The sequence below is a fragment of the Streptomyces sp. SL06 genome (genome assembly GCF_058244745.1).
This window is the reverse complement of sequence record NZ_JBSYOT010000002.1, coordinates 4,741,657-4,755,922: the sequence shown is the minus strand read 5'-3', so window position 1 is coordinate 4,755,922 and position 14,266 is coordinate 4,741,657. Positions and strand designations below refer to the sequence as shown.

The window sequence follows — 14,266 nt, the reverse complement described above, 5'->3', positions numbered from 1 at the left end:
GTGGGCCGAGGAGGCCACCCCGGACGACAAGCCACTCAGGCATGCCGGGGCGCCTCGCAGCAGGACGGCGCCCGTTCCCCCCTCCGAGGTGTACCCACCACCACCCCGTACTCGGGTCATGGGCCCAGTGCGCCGGCGGGACGTGGTCCATAGCGTCATGGGGGTGGCGCGGTGCGCGCCCGGTGACCGATGGAGAGGACTGCCGATGTCGCGTCGTACGAGCGGGTCAGGGCCCGCCCGGAGCGCCGAGGCGCTGCGCCTGGTCGAGGTGCGCAAGGTCTACGGCACCGCGGAGGCGGCCGTGACCGCCCTGGACGGGGTCGGCCTGAGCCTTCCCTCGGGGAGTTTCACCGCCGTCATGGGGCCGTCCGGCTCCGGCAAGTCCACCCTCCTGCAGTGCGCGGCCGGGCTTGAGCGGCCGGACAGCGGGACGGTCGTGGTGGACGGCGAGGAGATGACGGGCGGCAGCGAGGCCGCGCTGACCAAGTTCCGGCGTCGGCGCATCGGCTTCGTCTTCCAGCAGTACAACCTGCTGCCCACGCTCACCGTGGCCCAGAACACGGTGCTGCCGCTCAGGCTGGCCGGGCGGCGTGTCGACGGGGACCGGACCCGGGAGATCCTTACCCAGGTCGGTCTCGGCAACCGTGCCGACGCTCTGCCCGATCAGCTCTCCGGCGGCCAGCGCCAACGCGTCGCCATCGCCCGCGCGCTGGTCACCGAGCCCAGCGTGGTCTTCGCGGACGAGCCGACCGGGGCGCTCGACACGCGCAGCGCCGGGGACGTGCTGCGGCTGTTGCAGGAGGCGGTGCGGCTGCACGGCCGGACCGTCGTCATGGTGACGCACGATCCGGTGGCCGCCTCGTACGCCGACTCCGTGCTGTTCCTCGCGGACGGCCGGCTGGCCGGGCGGATGACCGCGCCGAGCGTGGACCGCGTCGCCGAGCGGCTCGCGCACCTCGGCGACCACGCGGGCGACGGCGTCGAGCTGGAGGTGTGAGCCGTGTTCTTCCTGGCCATGCGTTCCGTCAGGCACCGTCCCGGGCGCTTCGTCGCCACGCTGCTCGCCGCGTTCCTCGGCGCCACGATCATCATGGTGTTCAACTCGATGCACGACACCGCGGGAGCGCCGGGTGTCGACCACGTCAGCTCCGAGTCGCTCGGCCTCGCCGCGAGTGTGGTGGGCGGTTACGGCACTCTGCTGGTGTTCTTCGCCGTCGCGTCCACGCTGACCGTCAACGTCCGCCAACGCGGCGAGGAGATCGCCCTGCTGCGCAGCGCCGGCGCGACCCCGGCACAGATCCGGTGGATGGTCGTCGGCGAGGCCGCCGCGGTCGCCGTGGTGGCCGCGCTGCCGGCCGTCGGCCCCGCGATGCTCGGCGGACACGCCCTGCTGGGAGCCTTCCAGGACAGCGGACAGGTCGCCGAGGACGTGGACCACGTGTTCGGGCCCATCGCGCTGGGCACGGGATTCGGCGTCACCGTGGCCGCCTCGACGGGTGCCGCCTTCCTCGCGGTCCGCCGGGCGACGAGAGCCGCGGCCGGCACCGCCACGTCCTCCGGACGGGCACGGAGGCTGGGCGGATGGGCGGCGCTCGTCGGCGGGGCGGCGGCCGTGTGCGCCACGTTCTCGTTCGACGCGACGGACCCCGCCCTGATGGCCGCCCCGGCGTACGGCGCGATCCTCCTCGCCGTCGGGCTCGCCGTCTTCTCGCCGTCGCTGCTGCGGGCCGTGCTCGGCCGGCTGGAACGTCCGCTGAGCGCGCTGTTCGGGGCGAGCGGTCATCTGGCCGTGCACAACATGCGGCAGCGCGTGGCGCAGTTGTCCGGCATGCTGATGCCGCTGGTGCTGTTCACCGGCATCGCGACCGGAACGCTGTACATGCAGTTCATCGAGAACGACACGATCAAGGCATCCGGCCTCACCCGGTCCGTCGAGGACAAGAACCTGGAGACCCTCAACCTCACGGTCGTCGGCATCATCGCGGTCTTCTCGTGCATCATGCTGATCAACAGCCTGTACGCCGCGACCTCGTACCGCCGCCGGGAGTTCGGCCAGCAGCGCCTTGCCGGGGCGACGCCGGGTCAGGTGCTGGGCATGGTGGGCGTGGAGGCCCTGGTGCTCACGGTGTTCGGAGTGTTCTTCGGCAGCGTGGCCGCCGTCGCCGGAATCCTGCCGTTCAACTCGGTGCGCACCTCCGCCCTCCTGCCGGACCAGGGGCCGGGGGCCTGGCTGGGCATCGTGGCGGTCGCCGCGGGAGCGACCCTGGTCACCGGTGTCGGTACGGCCCTGCGGATGCTGCGTGTGCCGGCCGTCGGTGCGGTGGCTGCGGCCGGCTGACGCCCCTGCGGGCCGGGCCGCTATCCTTGGGCGCCGCGCCCCGCCGGGGCGTCACTGCCCGCTCGGCGAGAGGGACCGGACGACGTGCGACTGCGCTGCGCGGTGCTCGACGACTTCCAGCGGGTGGCGACCGAGGTCGCCGACTGGTCCCCGGTCGCGGGCGACGTGGACGTCGTCTCCTTCGACACCCATGTCACCGACGAGGACGCCCTCGCCGCCGCGCTCGCCGACTTCGACATCGTGGTCACGCTGCGCGAACGCGTGCCCTTCCCCGGATCGCTGATCGCCCGGCTCCCCCGGCTGCGGCTGATCGTCGCCTCCGGCATGCGCAACAGCGTCATCGACTACGCCGCCGCCGACGCGCACGGCGTCACCGTGTGCGGTACGGCGTCCTCCTCGACCCCGCCCGTCGAACTGACCTGGGCCCTGCTGCTGGGCCTGGCCCGCGGCATCGTGCGGGAGAGCGGCGCGCTGCGCGCGGGCGGCCCCTGGCAGCAGACGGTGGGCGCCGACCTGCACGGCCGCCGGCTCGGACTGCTGGGCCTCGGCAGGATCGGCAGCCGGGTGGCCCACGTCGGCCTCGCCTTCGGCATGCGGGTGAGCGCGTGGAGCCAGCACCTCACCCGGCAGCGCGCCGACGAGGTCGGCGTCGAACTCGCCCCCTCCAAGGAGGAGTTGCTCGCGACGGCCGACTTCGTCTCCGTCCATCTGGCGCTCGGCGACCGCACCCGCGGCCTGCTCGGTCCCGCCGAACTGGCCCTGCTCAAGCCGACGGCCTACCTGGTCAACACCTCGCGCGCGGCGATCGTCGACCAGGACGCCCTGCTCACCGTCCTGCGCGAGGGCCGCATCGCCGGCGCGGGCGTGGACGTCTTCGACACCGAGCCGCTCCCGGCCGGCCACCCGATGCGCACCGCCCCGCGCCTGCTCGCGACGCCGCACCTCGGCTATGTCTCGCAGGCCAACTACGCCACGTACTACGGCCAGGCAGTCGAGGCGATCCAGGCCCACCTCGCGGGCTCCCCCGTACGCCGGCGGCCCGGACGCCCGTAGATTCCGCCGTTCCGGCGCGGGTGTCTCACCCCTCCCTCACCCCTCCCTCTGTTCAAAAAGGGTGATCCTCACATTCCCCCCGTGACCCGCCTCGACCGGATGCGTTGAACCGGCAGTGCGGTGGCGCGTCCTGCTGCCGTGCTCCCCGAGTCAGAAGGAGAACGTGATGTCTCGCATCGCGAAGGTTGCCGGAATGGCCCTCGGCGCCGGTGCCGTGGTGCTCAGCGGCACCGGCCTGGCCATGGCGGACGCGGGCGCGGAGGGCGCCGCCGTCGGCTCGCCCGGCGTCCTGTCCGGCAACGTCATCCAGGTTCCGGTGCACGTGCCGGTCAACCTGTGCGGCAACACCATCGACGTGATCGGCCTGCTGAACCCGGCCTTCGGCAACGCCTGCGTCAACGGCGACACCCACCAGAAGAGCGGTGGCTACGGCGGCTGAGTCCTCCAGGCACCCGAGGAGCCCCGGCCTTCCCAGCCGGGGCTCCTCCCTTTTCCTCCCGGGCGCGGTGTTTTCCTCCCAGTTGTCCTCTCAGGCGTACCGGTAGATCTTGCTGTGGTCCTCCAGCGCGTCCGGCGTCACGTCCCACGGCGGCAGCTTCTCGTGCCGGGCGACGACCCGCCCGCGCTGTGCGTTGCCCAGACCGGGAGGCTCGGCCGGCAGATAGCGGGCGCCCCGGTGGCGGGCCTGCCAGCGGGACCACTGGAGGTCGATGAAGGCGTGGTGCAGCCAGAACACCGGGTCGTTGACGGAGGCGCCGCCGACCATGGCCCCGCCGACCCAGCGGTGCACGCGGTTGTGGTTGCGCCAGGAGACGCTGCCGCTGCCGCTCCCCCAACCCTCCAGCTTGTTGCGGAACCCCTTGCCGACCGTGGAGTCCCAGGGCGCGGTGTCGTACGCCGGGTCGTCGAGCGCCCACTCCAGGTCGCTCTTGGTGGGCAGCGCGATGGGGTCGGCGGCGCGTCCGAGGTCCCGGGTGAGGTACGCGGTGTCGGTGACGTTCACCTTGAGGGTCCAGTTGCCCTCGGCGTGGGCGAAGGGCCCGGTGGTGACCCGGTGGTCGGAACGCCGCCCGGTGCCGCCGAGGAGGTCGGCGGTCCAGGGCACCGACGTGCCGGTGCGGTTCTTCGTCCAGTCCCAGTACGGCACGGTGACCGAGGAGTCGACCCGGCGCAGCGCCTCCTCCAGGTCCAGCAGGAACCGGCGGTGCCAGGGCAGGAAGGACGGGGCCATGTGCGCCGTACGCAGCCCCCTCTCGCCGTCGGAGACGTAGTACTCGATGTGGGTGCGCACGAACTCGTCGTACTCGCCACGCCGTTTGATCTCCAGCAGCGCCTTGACGAACCGTCGCTTCTCGGCGGCGGTCAGCGTGCTGACGTCCTTACGCGTGTACGCCATGCCGCCCCCCGGAGTGGTCGTGGCCCGCGGGCGTGTCGCGCAGGCGCTCGCCGGGGCCGAGTTCGTCGACGGCGCCGCGGGCCGCGGCGAGCGGGGTGGGGTACGACTGGTAGTGGTCGACCATGCTCACCCAGCTGCCGTCTGCCCGGCGCATCAGATGCAGCGGCCGCCCGTCCACGGTGACGTGCCAGGTGCCGGCGCCGAGGGCCCGCCCCCCGGCGGACCGGATGCCGTGGATGCGGCGCCCGCGGTAGGTCTCGTCGAACGCGGTGTTGCTCTCGGCGATCTCTGCGGTCTCGGCGCTCTCGGCAATCTCGGCGGGTTCAACGCCCGTGGCGGACCGCGGCTCGGGGCCCATGGCTCCCGGCTCGCCCTTGGGGGTATCGGCCTCGGCGGGCCGGGAGGCGGCGATCAGGGGCGCGAGGGCCACGGCGAGGGCCGGGGCGAGCAGCCCCCGCATCATCTGCCGCCGTGTCCCGTGCGCGGGCCCGCCTCTCGCCGGACCCACCGCCTCCCGTTCCCGCTCCGCGTCGCTCGTCGCTCTGCCCGTACTGACGACCATGGCTCGCTCCTCGTCCGGTTCCGGTGATCCGCACCGCTAACCGAACGGCGGGCCCCTCGGTCACCGCGTACAGGGCCAGTCGGAGCAGGACCACACCCACCGGGCGGAGCGCGCGGGGTGGCTCAGCCGCCCAGCGGGAGGCCGCCGAGCAGGCCGCTCGCGGAGTTCAGCTGGGTGGTCGCGCCCTTCACGGTGTGCAGCACGGAGTCCTTGTTCTCGGTGTCGAGCGCGTCCGACTGGTGCTTCAGCGGCATCACGTTGATGGGCTCCGCGGTCAGCGTGTTCACTGCGCCGTTGAGGCTGGTGGGCGTGAGGTCGGCGGTGTCGTGGGCGAACGCGGGCACGGCGGAGCCGGCGGCGACCAGGGAACCGGCGACGACGGCGGCGGCCTTGAGGGACTTCATCGTGCTCCTTTCCTCGGCGACTCGCGTCACCGGAGAGAATGCTGACGCCATCCCTAACGACCTGCGCCGGGCGCGGAAACCCCGTGTCCGGAAGACATATGAGATCTCCGGGTCCCCCGATCCCTCGAACACGTGAAGGGCCGCCGCACCAACCCGCGAAGGGGGCGGCACGACGGCCCGGACGCCGTGGATCCGCAGCGTCAGGAGGGGTCCGCCGGCTGCGGGTTGGCCGGTACGGTCTCCGGTGCAGGCGCCTGCGGGGCGGTGGCGTCCGGCGTGGTGGCCTCCGGTGCGTTCGGCAGCGCGGGCAGAGCGGCCAGGTCCCCGGCGGGCAGCCCGCCGCCGACCAGCGTGGCGGCGACGACGTTGACGACGCCGGTCACCACGTCCTTGACGGCCGGGCTCACCTGTTCGGCGTTGCCGGAGGTGGTGGCCTTCACCAGGGCGTCGATCTGCTTCCGCAGGGCGGCGTGCGCGGTGGCGGTCGGGCCGGACGCCGCGGTGTTCTCGTCACCGCTCGCGGCCCCGACGGGAGCCGGCAGCGTGACCGGCGCCCCGGCCTCCGGCGCGGTGGCCGCGCCCTCGGTGTCCGTGCCCGGCGTGGTGACCGCGCCCTCGGTGCCGGTGCCCGCCGCGTCGGCCTTGGCGAGGGCGTCCTTGACGGCGGCGGCGAGCTTGTCCGCGTCGGTGGCGGAGAGCTTGCCGTTGTCGGCCTTGAGGACGGCGTCGAGCAGGTCGGTGACCGGCGCGAGCACTCCGCCGAGGCCGGCCAGGCTGCCGACCTGGCTCTGCAGTTCCTCCGCGTCGGGGAGGGGGGCGCGGGACGCCGCGTGGGTGCGTTCCCGGACCGATTCGCCGTCGGCCGCCGTCACCGCCGGACCGGAGAGACCGATCAGCAGGCCGGCGCAGAGAACGGACGTGGCGATTCGCCGTGCGGGCAGACGCATGGGGGTTCCTTTCGGTGTGCGTCGGGGTCGTCTGCCCACCGTGGAAGCGGCCATGGCGCTCTGCAACCGGGCGGGCGCACGCACCCCCCGTTCGGGGCGGCACACCGCCGTCCGCGCGGCAACGCGAACCGGCCGCCCGTGCGCGGAGGAACCACGGCAGGGACGGCCGGTGCGGGGAGTTTCGAGTCCGACGTCAGTCGTTCACGCACTGATTGCCGAACGCCGGGTTCAGCAGACCGGCGATGTCGATGGTGTTGCCGCAGACGTTGACCGGGATGTGGACCGGGATCTGTGCCACGTTGCCGGACAGGACGCCCGGGGAGTGGGCGGCGACGGCCTGCGCGCCGCTGTCGGCAGCGGCGACACCGGCGGTGCCCGCCACCGCGGCGGCGGCGACGGAGGTCAGGGCCAGGCCCTTCGCGATACGCGACATGGAGAAGTGCTCCTTGGGGTTGTCACAAACATCCGGGCGGGTGCCCGGCGCAGTGTCAACGCGTGGCATCCGCGCGAGTTGTGCCGCCAAAGGGGTGATCTGACGGCAGACCGGCGTTCACAAATCCAACACAGTTGCCCGGTTTCGGCGTATTAGTACGGATTGCGGCTAGAGTCCCACACCATTCGACGCATCCCTGTTGCACCACGGCCGGCACCTGCGGTGAGACGCGTTCCCGCCCGTCCCGAGCATCTTCCGTGAGCGAGGAAACGCGCATGCATCTGCCACCGCCCGGCGCCCGCCCAGGGGTTCTGCATGTCACACAGCCGGTGGACGGCGGGGTCGCCCGGGTCGTGACGGATCTGACGCGGGCTCAGCTCGCCGCCGGCCTTCGCGTCGCCGTCGCCTGTCCCGACGGATCCCTCGCGGACCGGCTCCGGGCCCTGGGCGCCGATGTGCGGCACTGGCGGGCGACACGGTCGCCGGGTCCGGCGCTGGTGCCGGAGGTGCGGCGGCTGGCCCGCGTGATCGAGGACGTACGGCCCGATCTGGTGCACGCGCACAGTGCGAAGGCCGGTCTGGCGGGGCGGCTCGCCGTACGGGGGCGGGTCCCGACCGTGTTCCAGCCGCACGCCTGGTCGTTCGAGGCGGTCGGCGGGGCCGCCGCGCTGCTCGCGCTCGGCTGGGAGCGGTGGGGCGCGCGGTGGTCGGCGCGGACGGTGTGCGTGAGTGAGGCGGAGCGGCTGCGCGGGGTGCGGGCCGGGGTCCGCGGGCGCTGGTCGGTGATCCCGAACGGCATCGACCTGGACCACTTCCGGGCGGGCGCCGACACCGGCGCCGTGCACGGCGTACGGTCCCCGCGCGCCCCGCTGGTGGTCTGCGTGGGGCGGCTGTGCCGGCAGAAGGGCCAGGACGTGCTGCTGGCCGCGTGGGCGTCGGTGCTGGCGCGGGTGCCGGGCGCCCGGCTGGTCCTGGTCGGCGACGGCCCGGACCGCCCCCGGCTGACCGCCCGCGCCTCGGCGTACGGCCTCCTCGACGCCGCACCGGACCCGGCCGGCCTCCTCGGTGCCGGACAGGCCCCGGGAGCCCGCCCCGGTGAGGACTCCCCGGCGTCCGTGATGTTCACGGGTGCCGTCGCCGACGCCGCCGCCTGGTACCGGGCCGCCGATCTGGTCGTACTGCCGTCGCGCTGGGAGGGCATGGCCCTGGCCCCGCTGGAGGCGATGGCCTGTGGGCGGCCCGTGGTGGTGACCGACGTGGACGGTGCCCGCGAGGGGCTGCCGCCCGCGCTCGTGCCGCACTGCCTGGTCCCGCCCGAGAACCCCACGGCACTGGCCGACGCGGTCACCGGCCTGCTCCTCGACGCACCGCTGCGCGCGTCCCTCGGCCGCCGGGGACACGCGCACGTCCGCTCCACCCACGACGTACGGCACACGGCCGCGGCGATCACCACGCTGTACGACACCGTCCTCGACGCCCCCCGAACGACCGGCCCGCACACCACCCGCGACACCCCCCTGGGCGCCACCCGACCGCCCACCCCACGCACCACTCCCGGCAGCAGCACCCGAGCCACCACCCCCGACACCCCCCGGACAACCGCCTCGCACACCACCCCCGACGACACGCGAACGACCGGACCGCGCACGGCCCCCGGCAACGTGCGAACAACCGACCCCCGCACCGCCCCCGGCGACCGGCCCGTGGCCGTGGGGCGGTCGGTCGTCGTGCCCATCGAGTACAGGGAGTCGACCCACCCGTGACCGCGGAACGCACCGTCCCCACCCCCGCCGGCCAGCCACGCGACCTCGGCTCGTCCTCCGTCTCGGTGCTGCCGCAGCGCGCCGGCACCGCGGGCGTCCGGTTCTCCGCCGGGCGCCCCGCGCCGCGGCCGGATTCCCCGCTGCCGCTGCTCGTCGCGGACGGCACGGCGGCCCTGCCGGGCTCGCTGGTCCTCACCGGCACCCCGCACCAGCCGCTGCTCACGACCCTGCTGGTCGCCGCCTCGCTGCTGCTGCGCCCGCACCCGGCCCGGCGGCTGCCGGGTGTACTGGACGACCTGCCCGCCCTGTGCGGCCGGATCGCGGTGCTCTGGCTGACGCTGGCGGCGCTCGTCGCGGCGTACGCCCCGCCGCACGCGCTGTCCGTCCGCACCCTGCTCTGCGGCTTCCTCCTGCACGCGGCGGCGGGCTGCGCCGGCCGGGGTGTCGTGCATCTGCGGCGCCGCACGGCGCTGGCGAACCGTCCACGCGCGGCCCTCGTCGTCGGGCCCGCCGCGACCGCGCAGCGGGTGGCCTCGGCGGTGCTGCGCCACCCGCGTTGCGGGGTGCGCCCGGTCGGGATCGTCACCGACGACCCGGGCGCCGCCGCGGGCCTGCCGGTGCTGACCACGGGCGAGGAGGCGCGGCGGGCGGTCGTGCAGAACGGCGTGCGGGACGTACTGGCCGTGGACCCCTCCGTACGGGCCCGGCAGGCACCGCTTCTGCGGACGCTGGCCGAGTCGGGCTGCGTGCTGTGGGAGGTCGACGCGGACACCCCCTCGCACACGGACGCCCCCGCCCCCGCGCACACCCCCCGTGACCGCCTCGCCGGGTTCTCCTGCCGGCGTCTCAAGGCCGGGCCGCGGCGGCCGGGCGGCGTCGGGAAGCGGGTGCTGGACGTGACGGTGTCCGGGGCGCTGTTGCTGCTGCTGAGCCCCTTGCTGCTGGTCTGCGCGACGCTGGTGCGGATCATCGGCGGGCCCGGGGTGCTGTTCCGGCAGGAGCGCGTCGGCAAGGACGGCAGGCCCTTCACGCTGCTGAAGTTCCGCACCCACCGCCCGGCCGACGAGCACGAGGCGGCGACCCGGTGGAGCGTGGCGGACGAGCGGCGGATGCCGTGGTTCTGCCGTTTCCTGCGGCGCACGTCGCTCGACGAGCTGCTCCAGCTGTGGAACGTCTTCCGGGGCGACATGAGCCTGGTCGGCCCGCGGCCCGAACGCCCGTACTTCGTGGCCCGGTTCAGCCAGACCTACCCCGGTTACGCCGCCCGCCACCGGATGCCGGCCGGCATCACGGGCCTGGCCCAGATCAACGGGCTGCGCGGGGACACCTCCATCGAGGACCGGGCCCGCTTCGACAACGCCTACATCGACGACTGGTCGCTGTGGCAGGACGTTCTGCATCCTGCTGCGCACGGCCGCCGCGCTCGTGCGCCCCACGGGGAGCTGAGCGCGGTGAGCCACGCCCTGCCCCTGCGCTCCGCGGCCCGTGTGCGGCGGCTGCCTCCCGTGCTGGCCGTGGTCGCGGTCGTCGCGCTGCTCGCCCTGCCGGTGGCGCCGGACGACGGGGGCGGCGCGCATCCGGCCGACGCGGCCTCCGCGCTGGCGGTGCTGTACTGCGCGCTGCGGCTGGTGCGCGACCGGCGGCGCCCGCTGTCCCGTACGGCGGCCGTGGTGCTGGGCCTGCCGGTGCTCGGGCTGGCCGTCGCCGCCGCGGGCGCCGCCTCGCCGGGGGCCGGGCTCGCCGGACTCGGCCGCTACCTCCAGGTCTTCGTCCTCGTCCCCGCCGCCGTACTGCTGCTGATCCGCGGCCGGGACGACGTACGGCTGCTCGCCTGGTCGATGGTCGGGCTGGCGCTCTGGCAGGGGGCCCTCGGTGTGCACCAGTACGTCACCGGGACCGGCGCCTCGTACCGCGGCGAGGCGATCCGGGCCGTGGGCACCTTCGGGCCGCAGGACGTGATGGGGATGGCGACCGTCGTCTCCCTGGGGCTGGTCTGCGCGCTCGGGCTGGCGCTGGGAGGGGAGCCGGTGCGGCACCGGCTGCTCGCCGCCGGGTGCGGGCTCGCCCTGCTGCTGCCGCTCGCCCTGTCGTTCAGCCGCGGGGCGTGGATCGCCACGGCGGTGACGTGCGCGGTACAACTGCTGCTGGCCGGGGTGCGCAGGGCGCTGGTGGTGGGGGCCGCGGTGGCCGCGGCGGCGGTGGTGCTGGTGGGCGGCCTCGGGATCGGCACGGCGATGCTCCAGGAGCGGGTCGGCAGCATCACCCGGGTCGCCGACGCCCCCGACCAGTCGGTGACCGACCGCTACACGATGTGGGCGGCGGCGACCGGCATGTGGGACGAGCGGCCGCTGACCGGCGTGGGGCTGAAGGGTTTTCCCGAACACCGGGACGCGCACGCCTCGCTGGCGCTGTCCTCGGGCAGCGAGACCGACGGCGCCGGCGCCGGCTACCGCAGGCAGCCGCTGCTGTCCCCGCACAACATGTATCTGCTGGTGCTGGCCGAGCAGGGCCTGATCGGGCTGGTGGCGCTCGCCGGAAGCTGGCTGGCGCTGCTCGTCCTCGGGCTGCGCAGGCTCCGTGCCGTGCGGCGCTCCGGGCGGGCCGGGCCGGACTGCGCGTTCGTCGCCTGCGGGCTGCTGGTGTGGCAGCTGACCGACTTCGCGTACGCCGACATCGGCGGCCCCTCGACCGTGCTGACGGCGGTGTGCCTCGGACTGGCCGCCTGGTGGGCGCTCGGGTCCGCGACGCAGACCGGTACGGAGCCCGGCACGGCCCCCGTGCCGGGCTCCGGTGCGGGGGCCGAGGTGGCGGCGCGGTGAAGGCGACCCCGCTCCCCCCGGCGGACCCGGCCGCGGCCGTCCCGCCGGCCCGGACCACCGCGCCGCGGGCGGACACCGGGGCGGCCGGCGAGGGCGGGTCCTCCGGGGGGTTCCTGGCCCGCGCCGCCCTGGTCACGGCCGTGCTTTCGGTGGCCGGGTCGGTGCTCGGGCTGGCCCGGGACCAGGCGCTGGCCCGGCTGTTCGGGGCCGGCGGCGAGACGGACGCCTTCCTGGTGGCCTGGACGGTGCCGGAGTTCGCGGCGACGCTGCTGATCGAGGACGGGCTGGCCTTCGCGCTGGTCCCGATGTTCAGCATGGCCCTGGCCCGCCGCGCGCAGGGCGCCCCCGGCGACCCGGTCCGCGCGCTGGTCGCCTCGACGCTGCCCCGGCTCGCACCGGCCTTCGTGGCGGTCGGCGCGCTGATCGTCGCCTGCGCGCCGCTGCTGGTCCGGGTGCTGGCGCCGGGCCTGCCGGACCACGCCCTGGCCGTGGACTGCACCCGGCTCACCGCCACCTGCGTGGTGAGCTTCGGGCTCGCCGGGTACTGCAGCGCCGCGCTGCGGGCGCACCGCCGGTTCCTGGCCCCGGCGGCGATCTACGTCGCGTACAACACCGGCATCATCACCGCGATGTTCGTGCTCGGCGGGCGCTGGGGGGTGCGCTCGGCGGCGGTCGGGGTCGCGGCCGGCGGGGTCTTGATGGTGGCCGCGCAGGTGCCCTCGCTGCTGCGGCAGTTGCGGCGCCCGGACGGCGGCGAGCGGCCGCAGGGCACCGCGGGCCCCGCCCATCCGCTGGCCCTCGCCCTGTTCGCGACCGTCCTGCTCTTCGCGCTGTGCCGGCAGTCCCAGATCCTCATCGAGCGCTTCCTCGCCTCCGGGCTGCCCTCCGGGGCCATCTCGCACCTGAACTACGCGCAGAAGGTGGCCCAGATCCCGATGACGCTGTCGCTGATGCTGTGCACGGTCACCTTCCCGTTGGTGGCCCGTGCGCTGGCCGACGGCGACGTCGAACGGGCCCGCGACCGCGTCGAGCGGGACGTGGCGCTGGCGGCCTGCCTGGTGCTGCTGGGCACGGCCACCGCCGTCGCCTGCGCACCGCAGATCATCGGTCTGCTCTTCGAGCGCGGCGCGTTCACGGCGGCCGACACGGCGGCGACCGCGGGCGTCATGCGCGTGTACGCCCTCGGACTGCTCGGGCAGACCGTGGTGGGTGCGCTGGCCCGCTCCTACTTCTCGGCGGGCCGGGCCAGTTGGTATCCGCTCGGCGCGATGGCCGTGGGCATCGCCACCACCGCGGGCGTCGGCGTCTGCGCGACCGGCCCGTGGGGCGTGAGCGGCATCGCCGCCGCCAACGCCGCCGGCATCACCGTCACCGCGGCACTGCTGCTCGCCGGGATGGGCCCGCGCAGCGTCCCGGTCCGTGTCCGGCGGGTGCTGGCCGACCTGGGCAGGCCGGTGCTGGCGGCGGCGGTGGCGACCCTCGCGGGTGCGTCGGCCGCGGCCCGGTTCGCCGCCCCGGGCGTCTCGCTGGCCGCCGGTGTCGCGACCGTCGTCGGCGTCTTCGTCCTCCTGGGCCTGGTCCTGGGCGTCCAGGGCGTCGGCCCGGCCCTCCGCGCCCTCGCCCCTCTGCGTGCCGTCACCGCCCTGACGTTCCCTCCGCTCCCTCCGCTCCTTCCGCTTCCTCCGCCCCGTCACACGAAGGCTCCCGCATGGCCGCTTCAGCTTCCGCAGATCCCGTTGACGCCCGTTCAGCCTCCGCGGATCCCGTGGACGCCCGCACCCGCACCGGCGTCGGTCCCCGCACCGGCCTCCGCCCCCGGTCCCGCGCCGTCCCCCGTCCCGGCGCCGTCCCCTGGGTGGCGATGTACCACTCCGTCGGCGACTGCTCCGACGACCCGTACCGCGTCACGGTCACGCCCGACCGGCTGGACGCGCAGCTCGGCTGGCTGCGGCGGCGCGGGCTGCGCGGGGTGCCGGTCGCCGAACTGCTGGCCGCCCGGGGCCGGGGCGAGGGCGGCGACCTGGTGGGGCTGACGTTCGACGACGGATACGCCGACTTCGTCGAGCACGCGCTGCCCTGCCTGCGTCGCTGGGGCTGCGGGGCCACCCTCTTCGTCCTGCCGGGCCGGCTCGCCGGCGTCAACGCCTGGGACCCGCTGGGCCCGCGCAAGCCGCTGCTGAGCGCCGACGGCATCCGGCACGCCGCCGCCGAAGGCGTGGAGATCGGCTCGCACGGTCTCACCCACGTCGACCTGACCGGGGCGGACGACAGCGTGCTGCGCGCCGAGACCACCGAGAGCAGAGCACTGCTCTCGGAGTTGACCGGTGCTCCGGTCACCGGTTTCTGCTACCCGTACGGCGCGGTCGACGCCCGCGCCGCCGACGCCGTACGCGCCGCCGGGTACCGCTACGCCTGCGCCATCGACCCCGGCCCCCTGACCGGCCCGCACGCCCTGCCCCGCGTGCACGTCGGCCAGCACGACACGGCCGTGCGGCTGCTGCTGAAGACCCGGCTGCACCGGCTGCGCCGGCGCCCCGTGGCGGGGGTGTGA

The 14,266-nt window shown here is 74.9% G+C and carries 12 protein-coding genes and 2 pseudogenes; 9 read left to right on the top strand and 5 right to left on the bottom strand.

Annotation, left to right across the window (positions count from 1 at the left end; translation table 11 throughout):
* Positions 1-205: 205 nt before the first annotated feature.
* From AC4IHM_RS21775 to chpF, 4 genes are all read left to right on the top strand, one after another.
* Complete coding sequence (locus AC4IHM_RS21775; RefSeq protein WP_490868683.1) at positions 206-997, top strand: ABC transporter ATP-binding protein; 792 nt, start codon at positions 206-208, stop codon at positions 995-997.
* 3 nt (positions 998-1,000) lie between these two features.
* On the top strand, positions 1,001-2,338 hold the full coding sequence (locus AC4IHM_RS21770; RefSeq protein WP_490868682.1) for an FtsX-like permease family protein: 1,338 nt from the start codon (positions 1,001-1,003) through the stop codon (positions 2,336-2,338).
* A gap of 84 nt (positions 2,339-2,422) precedes the next feature.
* On the top strand, positions 2,423-3,391 hold the full coding sequence (locus AC4IHM_RS21765; protein WP_490868681.1) for a D-2-hydroxyacid dehydrogenase family protein: 969 nt from the start codon (positions 2,423-2,425) through the stop codon (positions 3,389-3,391).
* A gap of 166 nt (positions 3,392-3,557) precedes the next feature.
* Positions 3,558-3,830: a chaplin ChpF gene (gene chpF / locus AC4IHM_RS21760; RefSeq protein WP_490868680.1), complete on the top strand. Its 273-nt coding sequence runs from the start codon at positions 3,558-3,560 to the stop codon at positions 3,828-3,830.
* Positions 3,831-3,920: 90 nt separating this feature from the next.
* Here chpF and AC4IHM_RS21755 read toward each other — a convergent pair whose 3' ends face one another.
* The 5 genes from AC4IHM_RS21755 to chpG form a co-directional block, all read right to left on the bottom strand.
* The gene (locus AC4IHM_RS21755; RefSeq protein WP_490868679.1) at positions 3,921-4,787 is read right to left on the bottom strand and encodes a tyrosinase family protein; all 867 of its coding nucleotides are present in this window, start codon (positions 4,785-4,787) and stop codon (positions 3,921-3,923) included.
* The gene (locus tag AC4IHM_RS21750; RefSeq protein ID WP_490868678.1) at positions 4,771-5,349 is read right to left on the bottom strand and encodes a tyrosinase cofactor; all 579 of its coding nucleotides are present in this window, start codon (positions 5,347-5,349) and stop codon (positions 4,771-4,773) included. Before AC4IHM_RS21750 ends, AC4IHM_RS21755 begins: the two co-directional genes overlap by 17 nt.
* 122 nt (positions 5,350-5,471) lie before the next feature.
* Positions 5,472-5,753 (bottom strand): hypothetical protein, encoded by a 282-nt coding sequence (locus AC4IHM_RS21745; protein WP_490868677.1) that lies wholly within the window; start codon positions 5,751-5,753, stop codon positions 5,472-5,474.
* Between the two features lie 200 nt (positions 5,754-5,953).
* A complete protein-coding gene (locus AC4IHM_RS21740) occupies positions 5,954-6,700 on the bottom strand; it encodes a hypothetical protein (RefSeq protein WP_490868676.1) in 747 nt (248 codons plus the stop codon).
* A gap of 193 nt (positions 6,701-6,893) precedes the next feature.
* Positions 6,894-7,133 carry a chaplin ChpG gene (gene chpG / locus AC4IHM_RS21735; protein WP_490868675.1) on the bottom strand — a complete coding sequence of 80 codons (240 nt, stop codon included), beginning with the start codon at positions 7,131-7,133 and terminating at the stop codon, positions 6,894-6,896.
* 275 nt (positions 7,134-7,408) lie between these two features.
* Between chpG and AC4IHM_RS21730 the strand changes: the two genes are divergently transcribed.
* From AC4IHM_RS21730 to AC4IHM_RS21710, 5 genes and pseudogenes are all read left to right on the top strand, one after another.
* Entirely contained in the window at positions 7,409-8,896 is a 1,488-nt protein-coding gene (locus AC4IHM_RS21730; RefSeq protein ID WP_490868674.1) for a glycosyltransferase family 4 protein, read from the top strand.
* A pseudogene (locus AC4IHM_RS21725) lies at positions 8,893-10,342 on the top strand (sugar transferase). The gene AC4IHM_RS21730 and the pseudogene AC4IHM_RS21725 overlap by 4 nt, the downstream one beginning before the upstream one ends.
* Before the next feature lie 5 nt (positions 10,343-10,347).
* Entirely contained in the window at positions 10,348-11,715 is a 1,368-nt protein-coding gene (locus AC4IHM_RS21720) for an O-antigen ligase family protein (protein WP_490868673.1), read from the top strand.
* A pseudogene (locus AC4IHM_RS21715) lies at positions 11,712-13,343 on the top strand (lipid II flippase MurJ); the annotation flags it as partial. The gene AC4IHM_RS21720 and the pseudogene AC4IHM_RS21715, both read left to right, overlap by 4 nt.
* A 233-nt stretch (positions 13,344-13,576) precedes the next feature.
* Positions 13,577-14,266 carry a polysaccharide deacetylase family protein gene (locus tag AC4IHM_RS21710; protein ID WP_490868672.1) on the top strand — a complete coding sequence of 230 codons (690 nt, stop codon included), beginning with the start codon at positions 13,577-13,579 and terminating at the stop codon, positions 14,264-14,266.

What these genes read in the sequence shown, in the direction of transcription:
- AC4IHM_RS21775 (WP_490868683.1), top strand. Translation starts at nt 206, where the DNA reads ATGTCGCGTCGTACGAGCGGGTCAGGGCCCGCCCGGAGCGCCGAGGCG.
- chpF (WP_490868680.1), top strand. Translation starts at nt 3,558, where the DNA reads ATGTCTCGCATCGCGAAGGTTGCCGGAATGGCCCTCGGCGCCGGTGCC.
- AC4IHM_RS21755 (WP_490868679.1), bottom strand. Translation starts at nt 4,787, where the DNA reads ATGGCGTACACGCGTAAGGACGTCAGCACGCTGACCGCCGCCGAGAAG.
- AC4IHM_RS21750 (WP_490868678.1), bottom strand. Translation starts at nt 5,349, where the DNA reads ATGGTCGTCAGTACGGGCAGAGCGACGAGCGACGCGGAGCGGGAACGG.
- AC4IHM_RS21745 (WP_490868677.1), bottom strand. Translation starts at nt 5,753, where the DNA reads ATGAAGTCCCTCAAGGCCGCCGCCGTCGTCGCCGGTTCCCTGGTCGCC.
- AC4IHM_RS21740 (WP_490868676.1), bottom strand. Translation starts at nt 6,700, where the DNA reads ATGCGTCTGCCCGCACGGCGAATCGCCACGTCCGTTCTCTGCGCCGGC.
- chpG (WP_490868675.1), bottom strand. Translation starts at nt 7,133, where the DNA reads ATGTCGCGTATCGCGAAGGGCCTGGCCCTGACCTCCGTCGCCGCCGCC.
- AC4IHM_RS21730 (WP_490868674.1), top strand. Translation starts at nt 7,409, where the DNA reads ATGCATCTGCCACCGCCCGGCGCCCGCCCAGGGGTTCTGCATGTCACA.
- AC4IHM_RS21710 (WP_490868672.1), top strand. Translation starts at nt 13,577, where the DNA reads ATGTACCACTCCGTCGGCGACTGCTCCGACGACCCGTACCGCGTCACG.